Origin of the sequence: Aeromonas sp. R10-2 (assembly GCF_040908445.1) — a bacterium.
Classification (GTDB): Bacteria; Pseudomonadota; Gammaproteobacteria; order Enterobacterales; family Aeromonadaceae; genus Aeromonas; species Aeromonas veronii.
On record NZ_JBFODS010000087.1, the window covers coordinates 13,449 to 26,413 of the forward strand.

Sequence of the window (12,965 nt, forward strand, 5' to 3'; positions counted from 1 at the left end):
TACAGGGAGTGTCAAGCCGCACCAGCGCGAGCAAGCACGCGGTCGAGATTGCCAGACTCACCAGATTCCAACCAGGTCACATCGGGCCAGCCGCGCAACCAGGTCATCTGTCGTTTTGCCAATTGGCGTGTGGCAACAATGCCACGATAACGCATCTCATCATACCCCACTTCACCGCACAGGTAGTCCCACATTTGGCGATAACCCACACAGCGAATGGAGGGGAGATCCGGGGTCAGATCGCCGCGCGCCATCAGCGCACGAACCTCCTGTTCAAAGCCGCCTTGCAGCATCTTGTCAAAGCGCAGTTCGATACGCTGATGCAGCACGGCGCGATCGCTCGGGGCGATGGCAAACTGCAGCACCCGATAGGGCAAGCCCTCCCCCTGCACCTGCGTCAGCTCGGTAAGGGTCTTGCCGCTGATGCGGTAGACCTCCAGTGCCCGAGAGAGCCGCTGCGGGTCATTGGGGTGAATTCTCGCCCCGGCCACCGGGTCAATGCGCACCAGCTCGTCGTGCAGCGCTTGCCAACCGAGGAGGGCAGCCTCTTCCTCAATCCCGGCACGAATGGCGGGATCGGCAGAGGGCAGCGGGGACAATCCCTCCAGCAGCGCCTTGAAATAGAGCATGGTGCCGCCCACCAGCAGCGGAATGCGGCCACGGTTGGCGATCTCTTTCATCTCCCGCAGGGCATCCTTGCAAAAATCGGCTGCCGAATAGCTCATGGCGGGGTCAAGAATGTCGATCAGCCGGTGCGGGGCACGTGCCAGTTCATCGGCGGTCGGCTTGGCCGTACCTATATCCATGCCGCGATAGATCAGCGCCGAATCGACGCTGATGATGTCGCAGGGCAGCGCCTGGCACAGTTCAATGGCGAGATCCGTCTTGCCGGAGGCCGTCGGCCCCATCAGAAAAATTGCGGTCGGCAAGTCACTCGCCATGTTCAAACTCCTCCAGCACGGTCGCCAACGAAAGGGGGCGCACCATGCGAATGTCTGCCAGTTGGTCACTGAAATCATTCACAAGTTCCGTCAGCAGACGACTGGCAGTTGAAAAATCGTATATCTTCTCGCGGCTTATCCCCTGCTCCACCAGCCATTGGCATAATACTTCAGCCTGCTGACCAGCATCACTGTCAGATCCGCCCTCGATAATTTGCAGCAATTCGGGTAACAGACGCACCAGATCGGTCTGGCGCAGCAGAGCCGGCACCCGAGTCAGGATCATGGTGTCGCGCCCCCCGCTTTTCAACTCCAGCCCCATCCGTTTCAGCAAACGTTCCTGCTCGGTCACCAGCGCGATCAAATTCTTCGGCAATTTGAAGGAGACCGGCAGCAACAGTGGCTGGGCCGCCAGTCCCTGGCCCCAGGTCTCCAGCAGCCAGTGGCGTAGCAGTACCCGCTCGGCGCGTACCAGCGAGAGCAGCGCCAGCTGATTATCCCTCTCGATCAACAGGTAGGCCTGCTCCACCAGTGTCAGGGCGCGACATCCCCCCTGTTTGGGTGACGGCACTGTGTCGGTGGGCTGTGCGGGAACAGCCTCAGCCGCAATTGCGATAGGCAGCGTAGTGAGCAGAGCGCCCATGCCGCGCATCGCCTCCCGGCTTGGGGGCTCGGGCGGTTGATAATTGCTGGCTCGGCCAGCCCCACCGCCCCCCTCCCGCACCTGTGCAGGTGCCCGGTAGCTGTGCTCGGCACCGTACCACTCCGGGCGTGGCGCCTGACCGGGATATTCAATCTGCGGACTGACCGGCAACTCGACCAGGGTTTCGGCCAGCGGCGCGTCCTGATGAGCGGCGCTGACCCCTTCGCGGCGCAGCGCGGTAAACAGCGCCTGAAAGATAAAGTCGTGGATCAGTCGCGCCTGATGGAAGCGCACCTCATGCTTGGCCGGGTGAACGTTGACATCCACCTGACGGGGATCCAGCTCGATATAGAGTACATAGGCGGCGAAGCGGTCGGGAGGCAACAACTCGTCATAGGCCTGACGAATGGCGTGGTTGATGAGCTTGTCGCGCATCATCCGGCCGTTTACGTAGGTGTATTGCAGATCGTTTTGCGGTCTTGCCCCCTCCGGAGTCGCCAGCCAGCCCCACAGACGCACGTCGCTATGCTCGCTTTCCACCGCCAGCGCATGGTGCATGAAGGGGGTGCCGCAAACGGCGGCGAGACGTCGCTCCTGCTCCGGCACGGTATTGGCGGCCTTGTACTGACGCACCACCTTGCCATTGTGGCGCAGGATCAGGGTGGCATCGAAGCGGGAGAGCGCGATGCGGCGCACCAGCTCGTCGATATGGGCAAACTCGGTCTTTTCGCTGCGCATGAACTTGCGCCGCGCCGGGGTATTGAAGAAGAGATCCACCACCTCCACCGTGGTGCCTACCGGATGGGCCGCCGGCTTGATAGTGACGCTCATTTCGCGCCCTTCCGCCTGGGCTTGCCAGGCTTCGGACTGATCTGCAGTACGGGAGGTGAAAGTGAGACGGGAGACCGAGCTGATGGAGGCGAGCGCCTCACCACGAAAGCCGAGGCTGTTGATCCCTTCCAGATCATCCAGCGTGGCCACCTTGGAGGTCGCATGACGCGACAGCGCCAGCACCAGCTCGTCTTTGGCGACGCCACAGCCGTTGTCACGGATGCGGATCAGCTTGGCTCCCCCCTTGTCGATGTCGATCTCGACCCGGTCGGCCCCCGCATCCAGGCTGTTTTCCACCAGCTCTTTCACCACAGAAGAGGGCCGCTCCACCACCTCTCCGGCTGCAATCTGGTTGGCCAGAATGGGTGGCAAAATACGGATCGGCATCATTTACTCCTGAATTTCAATCTTGCTGATGGTCAGTCTCTTAAGGCTCCAGGAGGGCCGCTCCACCACCTCTCCACCAACCGGAATCTGGTTGGCCAGAATCAGGGGGAATATACGGATCGGCATCGCTGACTCCTGAATTTCAATCTTGCTGATGGTATTCGCTAACAGCGGGAGCGGCATCACCCGCTCCCGCGCGTCAGTTTTGCGGAATGTAGAGCACCTGCCCTACCTGAATATTCCGCGACTTGAGCTTGTTGATCTCCACCAGCCGTGCCTGACTCACCCCATGCTTCTCGGCAAGGCGGGAGAGACTCTCCCCCCGCTTGACCACATGGCGGATCATCTGCGACTTGTCGTCACTGCGAACGGGAGCGGCACTGCGGCTCTGCCCCTGCTGGGGGATATAGATGGTCTGACCAATCTGAATATCCCGGCTGCGCAGCTGGTTGATCTCCACCAGAGTGGACTGACTCACTCCATGCTTCTCGGCAAGGCGGGAGAGGCTCTCGCCCCGTTTGACCACATGGCGGAGCATCCGCGATTTGTCATAGTCCCCCACACTGCTGACCGGTGCACCGCTCTCTTGCGCTGCAGCCGAGTAAGGCTTGATCACCCCGGCGCCAGAGCCGCTCCCAGCACCGCCATCGCGGGCGGTGGCGGGCATCTTGTTGGTCACTACCGGCTGCGACTGTGCCTGCCTGGGCTGGCTCACCGGCTGCCGGGCTACCGGTGCAGGGCGAGTAGCGGCAGGTTGGCTCACCTGCCCCTTGCCGGTCAGCATGGCTCCCTTGGTCGGGTGGGCGCGGTAGTAGTTGCGGATCCCCTCGAAAATGGCGCGGGCGAGCTGGTCCTGATAGCTGGCGGTGGCCAGCAGCTTCTCTTCCGCATGGTTGGAGATAAAACCGGTCTCCACCAGCACCGAGGGAATATCCGGCGCCTTCAGCACCGCCAGACTGGCGTGTTCCGGCGCCTTCTTGTGCAGTCGGGCGACCTTGCCCATGGAGCGCAGGATCTGGCGGCTGACGTCATACCCTTCGGCACGGGACTTGTCCATGGAGAGGTCGAGGAAGGTCTGCGCCAGATAGGGATTGGGATCGGATTCCGCCAACACCTTGCCGACACCGCCCAGCAGCTCGCCCTGCTTCTCCTGCTTCTCCAGCCAGCTGCCCATCTCGCGGTTGGCACGGTTGGTCGACAAGACCCAGACCGAGGCACCGCGCGGGGTCGAGTTATGAAAACTGTCTGCATGGATAGAGACCAGCAGATCCGCCTTGGCCTTGCGGGCGATCTCGGAGCGCTTGTTGAGGTCGACGAAGTAATCGCCACGACGGGTCATCACGGCGCGCATCCCCGGTTCACGGTCGATCAGTGCCGCCAGCTTCTGGGAGACCGCCAGCGTGACCCGCTTCTCGTAGGTACGACGCGGGCCGATGGAGCCCGGGTCTTCCCCGCCGTGGCCCGGGTCGATGGCAATCACCACCCCCTTGCCCTTGCCACCGACAGGCGTGGATTGCACTGCTGCCGCCGAGCGCTTCTCTTCATAGGGAAGGTCGATGACCAGACGGTGACCATAGGGCCCGGCTGGCGCCAGCGGAAAGACCACCGGCTTGATGGCGGAGCTGAGATCCATCACCAGTCGCAAACCGCCCTTCTCCAGCGGAGTGCTCTGGCGGATCTTGCGCACCAGTTCGCTGTTGTTCTCGATCCGGGCCAGATTGGCGGCGTTGCTCGCCCCTTTCAGATCGATCACCAGCCGATCCGGGCCGGTGAGGGTGAAGTAGTTGTAATTGGGAGCGCTGCTCATATCGAGCACCACCCGGGTGTTATCCGGTGATGGCCAGATTCGTACGCTCTTGAGCTGATTCGCCCAAGAGGGTAACGCCATCAAAGAGAGAGCAATAACAAGGATCAAGCGCACGTAGATGACAACCGTTCCAGAATGGCTTCGCCAATAGCAGTGCGAGCCTCTATCAGAACCTCGCGCTGCTCGCCTACATAAGTGAGGGTAATTTCCAGGTCGGGAGCCGGTAACCAGCCCTCGCCCTTCTCGGACCACTCCACCAGACAGAGAGTGTTGGCGGCAAAATAGTCCCGAATGCCCATGAATTCCAGCTCTTCCGGATCTGCCAGGCGATAGAGATCAAAATGGTAGACCTGCCAGCCATCGAGCTCATAGGGTTCGACCAGGGTGTAAGTCGGGCTTTTTACCTTGCCCTGATGGCCAAGGCCCTGCACCCAGCCGCGGGTCAGGGTGGTTTTACCGGCGCCAAGCGTGCCATGCAAAAACACTGTGGTCGCCTGCTGGCATGCCTGTGCCAGACGGCCACCCAGTGCCACGGTTGCTGCCTCGTCCGGCAGTGTCATCATCAACTGTTTTGCCATGTTCTTCTTTTTAACTTGTAATGGTGTCGGGATTAACCAGTTTGCGGATCAGCGGCAGCAAGTCTGACGCCAGCATGCCCCGCTCGCCGTCAGCGGCGGCCTGATCTGCAGCCTCGCCGTGGATCACGGCGCCCAGCCAGCTTGCCATGGTGGCAGACCAGCCCTGGGCCAAAAGGGCGGCGATTATACCAGATAACAGATCGCCCATCCCGCCACTTGCCATGCCGGGATTGCCTTCACAACAGAGAGCGACCTGCTCGCCGTCATAAATAAGTGTTCCCGCCCCTTTTAACAACACCACACCGCCATAGCGCCGCTGCAGCGCCTGCACGGCGGCAAACCGATCGGTTTCAATCTCGGCAATGGAGCATCCCAGCAGGCGCGCAGCTTCACCGGGATGGGGCGTGAGCACCCAATTATCCTGATGGCGGGGAGATTGCGCCAGCCAATTCAATCCATCGGCGTCCAAAACCAGTGGCAGCCGTTCGGTGAGATAACGGGTGATTTGTACTCTTCCCCACTCATCCTGACCGAGCCCGGGGCCAATGACCCGCACCGACGCCCACCCCTCGTCATCTGCGTTAGTGAGACTCATCAGTTCGGGTTGATAGAGGCTGACCGGCGGATGTTCTGGATGCTGAGACACCCGCACCAGCCCGGCCCCCGCCCGCAGGCAGGCGCGGGCAGCCAGCACGATGGCCCCTTGCATGCCGCGATTGCCTCCCACCAGCAGTACCTTGCCATAAGAGCCCTTGTGGGAAGCGCGCGGGCGCGGGGTCAGCTGCGTGCTGAGCAGGGGATAATCGATACGCCAGGCGGCGGGCAGCATAGTGTCATCAGGCGTCACGCCAAGAGGATCACAGTCAAGCTGGCCGACACAATCCACCCCGTCGCCGGTGAGCATCCCCTGCTTGATACCGATAAAGGTGAGGGTGCGAGTGGCCTGCACCACAGCCCCCATGGCTCGGCCGGTATCGCCGTTGAGGCCGGAGGGGAGATCCACCGCCAGCACGGGCACAGCCAAACCATTGATTGTTGCGACGATCTTTGTCAGTAGTGGCGAGAGGGGCGTGTTGACGCCGGTGCCAAACAGGGCATCGACCACCAGCTCCGGGGTGGAGTGCTGGTCCTTATCAAACTGCTCGGCCAGCCAGACCCGGCCACCGGCCGCCAGCCACTCATCGGCGGCCCGTCTGGCATCCCCCTTCAGCTGGTCGGGTGCCCTGGCGGCAATCACCACCACCTCGATGCCAATCTGGCGGGCAAGGCGGGCCAGCACATAGCCATCACCGCCGTTATTACCGGGGCCGACGAAAATCCACCAGCAGCGACTATCAGGCCAATGCAGGGTGGCATAGGTGCGCAGCGCGGCACCGGCTCGCTCCATCAGGGCATAGAGAGGTTGCCCCTCACGCGCGGCCCAGTTGCGCTCCAGTGCGCGGATCTGTTCAGTCTGCCACAGCCCCTGTGGTAAACTGCCCCCCTCTTTTGTGCCCAACGCGCCCCTGATGATCTCTACCATGACGGCTCCCGCCTCTTATCAATCGACCCACGCCAGCAAACGCCGGCCAGGCCAAGCCGTATGAGCGCTCCTGACTTCCACCAGCTGGCCCACGATATCAAGCTCTGGGCACGGGAGCTAGGTTTTGACCAGGCGGGCATCACCGACACCGATCTGCGTATCGAAGAGCCGAGATTGCAGGCCTGGCTGGATGCGGGCTATCACGGCAGCATGGATTACATGGCGCGCCACGGCATGATGCGCGCGCGCCCCCACGAGCTGCTGCCGGGCACGGTGCGGGTGTTGTCGGTGCGGATGAACTACCTGCCGTTCGAAGCGGGCTTCGCCGCTACCCTGCGCGATCCGACTCTCGGCTATATAAGCCGCTATGCTCTCGGTCGCGACTACCACAAGGTGCTGCGCAACCGGCTCAAACAGCTGGGTGATCGCATCGAAGCGCGCTGCGCCGAGCTGTTTCAAGGCATTGAAGAGACCTTGGGTGAGTGGCGCCCCTTCGTCGACTCCGCCCCCATCCTCGAGCGGCCACTGGCGGCCAAGGCGGGCCTCGGCTGGGTTGGCAAACACTCACTGCTGCTCAACGAATCGGCCGGCTCCTTCTTCTTTCTCGGTGAGCTGTTGCTCAACCTGCCGCTGCCGCTCGACCAGCCAGTGGAGAAGGAGCAGTGCGGCAAGTGTGTCGCCTGCATCAACATCTGCCCGACCGGCGCCATTGTCGCCCCCTATGTGGTGGATGGCCGCCGCTGCATCTCCTATCTCACCATCGAGAATGATGGCCCTATTCCGGAAGAGTTCCGACCCCTGATGGGCAACCGCATCTACGGCTGCGACGACTGCCAGCTCATCTGCCCCTGGAATCGCTACGCAGATGCCAGCCCGGAACCCGATTTTAGCCCCCGCCCCAGCCTGCACCGCCCCCCCCTGCTGGCGCTGTGGTGCTGGAGCGAGAGCGATTTCCTCAAACAAACCGAAGGGAGCCCGATCCGCCGCATCGGTTACCAGCGCTGGCGCCGCAATCTGGCAGTCGCCCTTGGCAATGGTCCGGCGATCCCCGAGGTAATCGCCGCCCTGCAACTGGCGCTGACCACCGCCGAGCCCATGGTGGCCGAACATATCGAATGGGCGCTGGCCACCCTTGCCCGGCGTCAGGATGAAGAGAACAAGAAGACCCGTTTGCTGATCCGCTGCATCGAAAAAGGTCTGTCGGATCACGCATAAGTGATCTGCCCCTTGCCGGATTGCAGCACTTTTTTCATGCTCTGCCGACCTGCAGTGCCCATAACAGCGTGGTCACTGCAAACTGGTCGGCACACAACAAGGACAACACAGATGCATATGTTGGGAGTGGATATTGGAGGCTCAGGGATCAAGGGCTGTCTGGTCGATACCAAAACCGGCGAATTGATTGGCGAGCGCCATCGCATTGCCACACCGCAACCGGCCACCCCGGCCGCCATCGCCCATACCCTCAAGGCGCTGGTCGAACATTTCGACTGGAAAGGACCGGTGGGCTGCGGTTTTCCTGCCACCATACACAACGGGGTTGCCAAGAGTGCCGCCAACATCGACAAGAGCTGGATCGAAACCGATGCCGAGCATCTGTTTGCCGATGTCACCGGCAAGCCCTGCTATGTGCTGAATGATGCCGATGCAGCCGGTCTGGCCGAGATGCGCTTTGGCGCCGGCAAGGATCGCAAGGGGGTCATCATCCTCATCACGGTCGGCACCGGCATCGGCACCGCCATCTTCGTCAACGGCCATCTGCTGCCCAACACCGAGCTGGGCCATCTGATGCTGGAAGGAATGGTCGCCGAGCACTACTGCTCCGATGCGGCGCGCAAACGGGAAGATCTCTCCTGGAACCGCTGGGGCAAGCGCTTCAACAAGTATCTGGCGCGCCTCGAGTTTCTCTTCTCCCCCGACCTCTTCATTCTGGGGGGCGGCAGCGCAGCCAAGCTGGATAAGTTTGTCGATCGCATCGAGACCCGGGCGCCACTCATTCCGGCGGCCAGCCTCAATCAGGCGGGCATTATCGGGGCCGCTCTCTACGCGGCCGAGCAGCAGGGCTGACCGACGCTCACTGCAAGTCAGCAGATACCAATGGAAAGGGCCCGGCACTGCTGCCGGGCCCTTTTGTTTTGCGGTCATCTTGCGTGTTTGGTGCTTATCACCCGCTACATGTCGTCGAGTCGATGCACCCCGTGCACCAGTCGGGTCAAGCGGGTCTGCTCCAGCCTGGCCAGATTCTCGAGCAAGGCGGTGGTGGCCGGTGTCGGGCACTCCCGGGCCAGATGGCTCAGCTCGCCCACCAGCTGCTCTTCCCAGCGGCATACCTGAGTGACGATATCCTGGGTCTGAACTGATGCCGGCAGCTCGAAGCGGGTAATGGCAGGCAGCATATCCTCGCTGAAACTCTGGTTCAGCCAGGTCTCCCTGACTGCATCTCCCAACTGAGCGGCATATTCGTGCAGATGGGCACTGGCCGCATCCTCACGCCCTTGCAGATAGACCAGCAACATCCGGCTGCGTTCGCTGTCCACCTGACTGGTCAAACGCCCGTAACAGAGTCCGAGCTGGTGGTGAACCTGCTCAAGATAGTGCAGCAACTCTTTGATCTGTTGGAATCTCATCGCACAGCCCTCCATGCTTGTCGACATCATCAGTATAAAAAACCGGCTCCACCGACCCAATCCCTATCCGAGCCCCCCTTGCGCTGCATCAAGGTTGACACCGACAAAGTGGCGATCAGGTGATCCGGTCACGAATAGGGAACGATTTGTGCAGCAATTTGTGTAACGATGGAGGAGCATTAAGCTCGACAGCAGATGTGAACAGAAACGGGCTGACACACTAATAAAACCAGCATTTACCCGGCATAAACCATCTTTAATTCGGTTATCTGCCGCAGGGACGAAACAGGATCTGGAAGAGCAACAATACCATCCTGATCGTTATCCGCCTGACAGAAATCCTTATCACTTTTTTAGACGTCTAGACGTAAAAACATGCGTTGACATGGCCATCCAGACATCTTAGCATCATCCTCCATGATGACAGAGTAACCCAGTGGAACCTCTGCCCAATTTCCCCGCCTGTAGCGCCCTGTGCTTTAAGGCTGTTAGCACGGAAGAATCCATGATTAAGTTGATCGGTCTCAACAAAGTCTACGGTACAGGCAGTGACGCCGTGCACGCCCTGCGTGATGTGAGTCTGCATGTACCCCAAGGCAAAATTTTCGGGGTGATCGGTGCCTCCGGTGCCGGCAAGAGTACCCTCATTCGTTGTGTCAACCTGCTGGAGCGCCCGACAGAGGGCCAGGTGATTGTCGATGGCCAGGATCTGGTCGCCCTGAGCGAACGGGATCTGACCCAGGCTCGCCGCCAGATCGGGATGATTTTCCAGCACTTCAACCTGCTGGCCTCCCGCACCGTGTTTGCCAACATAGCCTTTCCACTGGAGCTAGCGGGCTGGAGCAAAGAGAAGATCCAGCAACGGGTTGCCGAGCTGTTGGCTCTGGTCGGGCTGGAAGCCCGTGCCCAAGCCTATCCGTCCGAGCTTTCCGGCGGTCAGAAACAGCGCGTCGCCATTGCCCGCGCACTGGCTCCGGCCCCCAAGGTACTGCTCTGCGACGAGGCCACCTCGGCCCTCGACCCGCAGACCACCCGCTCGATCCTGACCCTGCTCAAGGAGATCAACGTCAAGCTGGGGCTCACCATCCTGCTCATCACCCACGAGATGGACGTGGTGAAGGGGATCTGTGACGAAGTGGCCATCATCAGCGACGGCCGTCTGATCGAACAGGGCGAAGTGGCCTGGTTCTTCAGCAACGCCAAGACCCAGCTGGCCCGTGACTTCATCCACTCCACCATCCATCTGGAGGTACCCCAGGAGTATCAGGATCGGATGAGCAGTGAGCGGGTGCCGGGCAGCTACCCGCTGGTGAAGCTCGGCTTTACCGGCAGCACGGTCGATACGCCGCTGATCTCCGAGGCGAGCCGCCGTTTCAATATCGACATCAGCATTCTGAGCGCGGACATCGAGTACGCCGGTGGCGTCAAATTCGGTTTCCTGCTGGCCGAGCTGTTCGGGGATGAAGCCCAGTGCGAGGCCACCCAGCAGTTCCTTATCGACAACCACATTCAGCTGGAGGTAATGGGTTATGTCCGAAGCCATGATTAATCTGCTCATCACGGCCCTGGGCGACACCCTGATCATGGTGTTTGCCTCCGCTCTGTTCGGCTGCCTGCTGGGTCTGCCGCTCGGCGTGGCACTGCATGTGACCAAGGCGGGCCAGATCCTGGCCAACCCCTTGCTCAACCGTACTCTGGGTATGGTGGTCAACGTGGGTCGCTCGGTGCCCTTTATCATCCTGCTGGTCGCCATCATTCCGCTAACCCGGCTGATTGTCGGCACCAGTATCGGCACCATCGCCGCCATCGTGCCGCTGACTGTCGGTTGCATCCCTTTCATCGCCCGTCTGGTGGAAGGGGCCCTGATGGAAGTGCCGGACGGCCTGCTGGAAGCGGCCAAGGCGATGGGCGCCAAGCCGCTGCAAATCATCACCAAGGTGCTGCTGCCCGAGGCTCTGCCCGGCATCCTCAACAGTGTCACCATTACCCTCGTCACTCTGGTGAACTACTCGGCCATGGCCGGGGCTATCGGTGGCGGTGGTCTGGGGGATGTGGGTATTCGTTATGGTTATCAGCGCTTTGACCCGACCGTCATGCTGGTGACCGTGGTTATCCTGGTAGTACTGGTTCAACTTATCCAGAGCGCGGGTGAGCGCCTGGTCAACAAATGTGATCATCGTTAATCGTCGATTTCTGACAGGAGGTTTTATGAAATTTGGCATCAAATCCGTTGCGGCTGCCCTGCTGGCTGGTCTGGTTCTGGCCGGTTGCGGTCAAAAAGAAGAGAGCAAGGTTCTGAAAGTGGGCGCTATTGCCGGCCCCGAGACCGAGCTGGTTGAAGTGGCTGCCAAGGTCGCCAAAGAGAAATACGGTCTGACAGTCGAGGTGGTTAACTTCTCCGACTATGTCACCCCGAACGTGGCGCTGAACGATGGCAGCATCGACGTCAACGCCTTCCAGCACAAACCCTATCTGGATGCGCAAGTACGTGATCGCGGCTTCAAGCTGGTGCCGGTTGGCAACACCTTCGTCTACCCGATTGCCGGTTACTCCAAGAAGATCAAGGCGCTGAGCGAGCTGCAAGATGGCGCTCAGATCGCGGTACCGAACGATCCGACCAACCTGGGTCGCTCCCTGATCCTACTGGCCAAACAGGGCCTGATCACCCTGAAGGATGGCGCCGGACTGGAAGCCACCGTGCTGGATATCGCCAGCAACCCGCGTAACTTCAAGATTGTCGAGCTGGAAGCAGCCCAACTGCCGCGCTCGCTGGAAGACGTGGACTTGGCCATCATCAACAACACCTTCGCCGGTCAGATTGGCCTGACCCCGACCGAAAACGGCCTGTTTGTTGAAGACAAAGAGTCCCCCTACGTCAACCTGATCGTCGCCCGCGACAACAACAAGGATGACGAGAAGGTCAAACAGTTCGTACAAGCTTTCCAGACCGATGATGTTTACAAGAAAGGTCTCGAGCTGTTCAAAGGCGGCCTGGTAAAAGGTTGGTAATTGCTCACTCTGCAAAAAAGGCCACGCAATGCGTGGCCTTTTTTATTGGCGCCGCTATCATATCCGCGAGCACGGCAACACGAACATACTCATAACATGAAAAAATGGTATCTGGCCTACTGCAAGCCAAAAGAAGAGGCCCGCGCCCGCGCCCACCTCGATGCCCAGGGTATCGAATCCTATTACCCCATGGTGGAGATCGAGAAGCTGCGCCGGGGCAAGCGAGTTCCGGTACGGGAACCCATGTTCCCCAACTATCTGTTTATCTTCGTTGATTTGGAAGAGGTGACACCGGTCACCCTGAAATCGACCCGCGGCATCAGCCGGATCATCCACTTTGGCAGTGAATGGACCCCCATCAGCAGCAAGCTGGTCTATCAGCTGATGAGCCGCGATGACAGCGACGAGGCGAGAGCCAGCTACGCTAGCCTGCCCTGCTCGGGCGACAAGGTGCTGATTGAAGAGGGGCCGCTTGCCGGCTTCGAAGCCATCTATATGGAGCCGGATGGAGAGAAACGGGCGATTTTGCTGGTCAGCCTGCTCAACCGGGAGACCACCAGCAGCTTCGACAACCACACCTTCAGACGTCTGGACTAAACCCACGGGCCAGACGGCCCGGT

General features: G+C 60.5%; 13 protein-coding genes. 6 read left to right on the forward strand and 7 right to left on the reverse strand.

Annotation, left to right across the window (positions count from 1 at the left end):
* Positions 1-11: 11 nt before the first annotated feature.
* The 6 genes from miaA to AB5Y97_RS17185 all read right to left on the reverse strand — a co-directional run bounded on the left by miaA (position 12) and on the right by AB5Y97_RS17185 (position 6,709).
* Entirely contained in the window at positions 12-941 is a 930-nt protein-coding gene (gene miaA / locus AB5Y97_RS17160) for a tRNA (adenosine(37)-N6)-dimethylallyltransferase MiaA (RefSeq protein WP_201945843.1), read from the reverse strand.
* The gene (gene mutL, locus AB5Y97_RS17165; protein WP_201945897.1) at positions 931-2,802 is read right to left on the reverse strand and encodes a DNA mismatch repair endonuclease MutL; all 1,872 of its coding nucleotides are present in this window, start codon (positions 2,800-2,802) and stop codon (positions 931-933) included. The genes miaA and mutL overlap by 11 nt, the downstream gene beginning before the upstream one ends.
* Positions 2,803-2,805: 3 nt before the next feature.
* Positions 2,806-2,928, reverse strand: a complete 123-nt coding sequence (locus AB5Y97_RS17170; RefSeq protein ID WP_265177239.1) for a hypothetical protein — start codon at positions 2,926-2,928, stop codon at positions 2,806-2,808.
* Positions 2,929-3,001: 73 nt separating this feature from the next.
* The gene (locus AB5Y97_RS17175; RefSeq protein ID WP_274160142.1) at positions 3,002-4,690 is read right to left on the reverse strand and encodes an N-acetylmuramoyl-L-alanine amidase; all 1,689 of its coding nucleotides are present in this window, start codon (positions 4,688-4,690) and stop codon (positions 3,002-3,004) included.
* A gap of 23 nt (positions 4,691-4,713) precedes the next feature.
* Positions 4,714-5,187, reverse strand: coding sequence for a tRNA (adenosine(37)-N6)-threonylcarbamoyltransferase complex ATPase subunit type 1 TsaE (gene tsaE / locus AB5Y97_RS17180; protein WP_005339056.1), 474 nt, complete (start codon positions 5,185-5,187; stop codon positions 4,714-4,716).
* A 10-nt stretch (positions 5,188-5,197) separates the two neighbouring features.
* Positions 5,198-6,709: an NAD(P)H-hydrate dehydratase gene (locus AB5Y97_RS17185; protein ID WP_274160141.1), complete on the reverse strand. Its 1,512-nt coding sequence runs from the start codon at positions 6,707-6,709 to the stop codon at positions 5,198-5,200.
* Between the two features lie 60 nt (positions 6,710-6,769).
* Between AB5Y97_RS17185 and queG the strand changes: the two genes are divergently transcribed.
* Both queG and ppgK read left to right on the forward strand, forming a co-directional pair.
* Positions 6,770-7,924, forward strand: a complete 1,155-nt coding sequence (queG, locus tag AB5Y97_RS17190) for a tRNA epoxyqueuosine(34) reductase QueG (RefSeq protein WP_201945846.1) — start codon at positions 6,770-6,772, stop codon at positions 7,922-7,924.
* A 111-nt stretch (positions 7,925-8,035) separates the two neighbouring features.
* Positions 8,036-8,776, forward strand: a complete 741-nt coding sequence (ppgK, locus tag AB5Y97_RS17195) for a polyphosphate--glucose phosphotransferase (RefSeq protein ID WP_005339062.1) — start codon at positions 8,036-8,038, stop codon at positions 8,774-8,776.
* 104 nt (positions 8,777-8,880) lie between these two features.
* On the opposite strand, the gene AB5Y97_RS17200 is transcribed toward ppgK, so the two are convergent.
* On the reverse strand, positions 8,881-9,336 hold the full coding sequence (locus AB5Y97_RS17200) for a hypothetical protein (RefSeq protein ID WP_005339064.1): 456 nt from the start codon (positions 9,334-9,336) through the stop codon (positions 8,881-8,883).
* Positions 9,337-9,841: 505 nt separating this feature from the next.
* Between AB5Y97_RS17200 and metN the strand changes: the two genes are divergently transcribed.
* The 4 genes from metN to rfaH all read left to right on the forward strand — a co-directional run bounded on the left by metN (position 9,842) and on the right by rfaH (position 12,942).
* On the forward strand, positions 9,842-10,885 hold the full coding sequence (metN, locus tag AB5Y97_RS17205; RefSeq protein ID WP_005339067.1) for a methionine ABC transporter ATP-binding protein MetN: 1,044 nt from the start codon (positions 9,842-9,844) through the stop codon (positions 10,883-10,885).
* Complete coding sequence (locus tag AB5Y97_RS17210; protein WP_005339070.1) at positions 10,866-11,519, forward strand: methionine ABC transporter permease; 654 nt, start codon at positions 10,866-10,868, stop codon at positions 11,517-11,519. The genes metN and AB5Y97_RS17210 overlap by 20 nt, the downstream gene beginning before the upstream one ends.
* Before the next feature lie 25 nt (positions 11,520-11,544).
* Positions 11,545-12,345, forward strand: coding sequence for a methionine ABC transporter substrate-binding lipoprotein MetQ (gene metQ / locus AB5Y97_RS17215; protein ID WP_005339072.1), 801 nt, complete (start codon positions 11,545-11,547; stop codon positions 12,343-12,345).
* A gap of 96 nt (positions 12,346-12,441) precedes the next feature.
* Positions 12,442-12,942, forward strand: a complete 501-nt coding sequence (rfaH, locus tag AB5Y97_RS17220; RefSeq protein ID WP_005339074.1) for a transcription/translation regulatory transformer protein RfaH — start codon at positions 12,442-12,444, stop codon at positions 12,940-12,942.
* Positions 12,943-12,965 lie beyond the last annotated feature (23 nt).

What these genes read in the sequence shown, in the direction of transcription:
- AB5Y97_RS17200 (WP_005339064.1), bottom strand. Translation starts at nt 9,336, where the DNA reads ATGAGATTCCAACAGATCAAAGAGTTGCTGCACTATCTTGAGCAGGTT.
- metN (WP_005339067.1), top strand. Translation starts at nt 9,842, where the DNA reads ATGATTAAGTTGATCGGTCTCAACAAAGTCTACGGTACAGGCAGTGAC.
- queG (WP_201945846.1), top strand. Translation starts at nt 6,770, where the DNA reads ATGAGCGCTCCTGACTTCCACCAGCTGGCCCACGATATCAAGCTCTGG.
- tsaE (WP_005339056.1), bottom strand. Translation starts at nt 5,187, where the DNA reads ATGGCAAAACAGTTGATGATGACACTGCCGGACGAGGCAGCAACCGTG.
- metQ (WP_005339072.1), top strand. Translation starts at nt 11,545, where the DNA reads ATGAAATTTGGCATCAAATCCGTTGCGGCTGCCCTGCTGGCTGGTCTG.
- AB5Y97_RS17210 (WP_005339070.1), top strand. Translation starts at nt 10,866, where the DNA reads ATGTCCGAAGCCATGATTAATCTGCTCATCACGGCCCTGGGCGACACC.
- AB5Y97_RS17175 (WP_274160142.1), bottom strand. Translation starts at nt 4,690, where the DNA reads ATGGCGTTACCCTCTTGGGCGAATCAGCTCAAGAGCGTACGAATCTGG.
- mutL (WP_201945897.1), bottom strand. Translation starts at nt 2,802, where the DNA reads ATGCCGATCCGTATTTTGCCACCCATTCTGGCCAACCAGATTGCAGCC.
- AB5Y97_RS17170 (WP_265177239.1), bottom strand. Translation starts at nt 2,928, where the DNA reads ATGCCGATCCGTATATTCCCCCTGATTCTGGCCAACCAGATTCCGGTT.
- AB5Y97_RS17185 (WP_274160141.1), bottom strand. Translation starts at nt 6,709, where the DNA reads ATGGTAGAGATCATCAGGGGCGCGTTGGGCACAAAAGAGGGGGGCAGT.
- ppgK (WP_005339062.1), top strand. Translation starts at nt 8,036, where the DNA reads ATGCATATGTTGGGAGTGGATATTGGAGGCTCAGGGATCAAGGGCTGT.
- rfaH (WP_005339074.1), top strand. Translation starts at nt 12,442, where the DNA reads ATGAAAAAATGGTATCTGGCCTACTGCAAGCCAAAAGAAGAGGCCCGC.
- miaA (WP_201945843.1), bottom strand. Translation starts at nt 941, where the DNA reads ATGGCGAGTGACTTGCCGACCGCAATTTTTCTGATGGGGCCGACGGCC.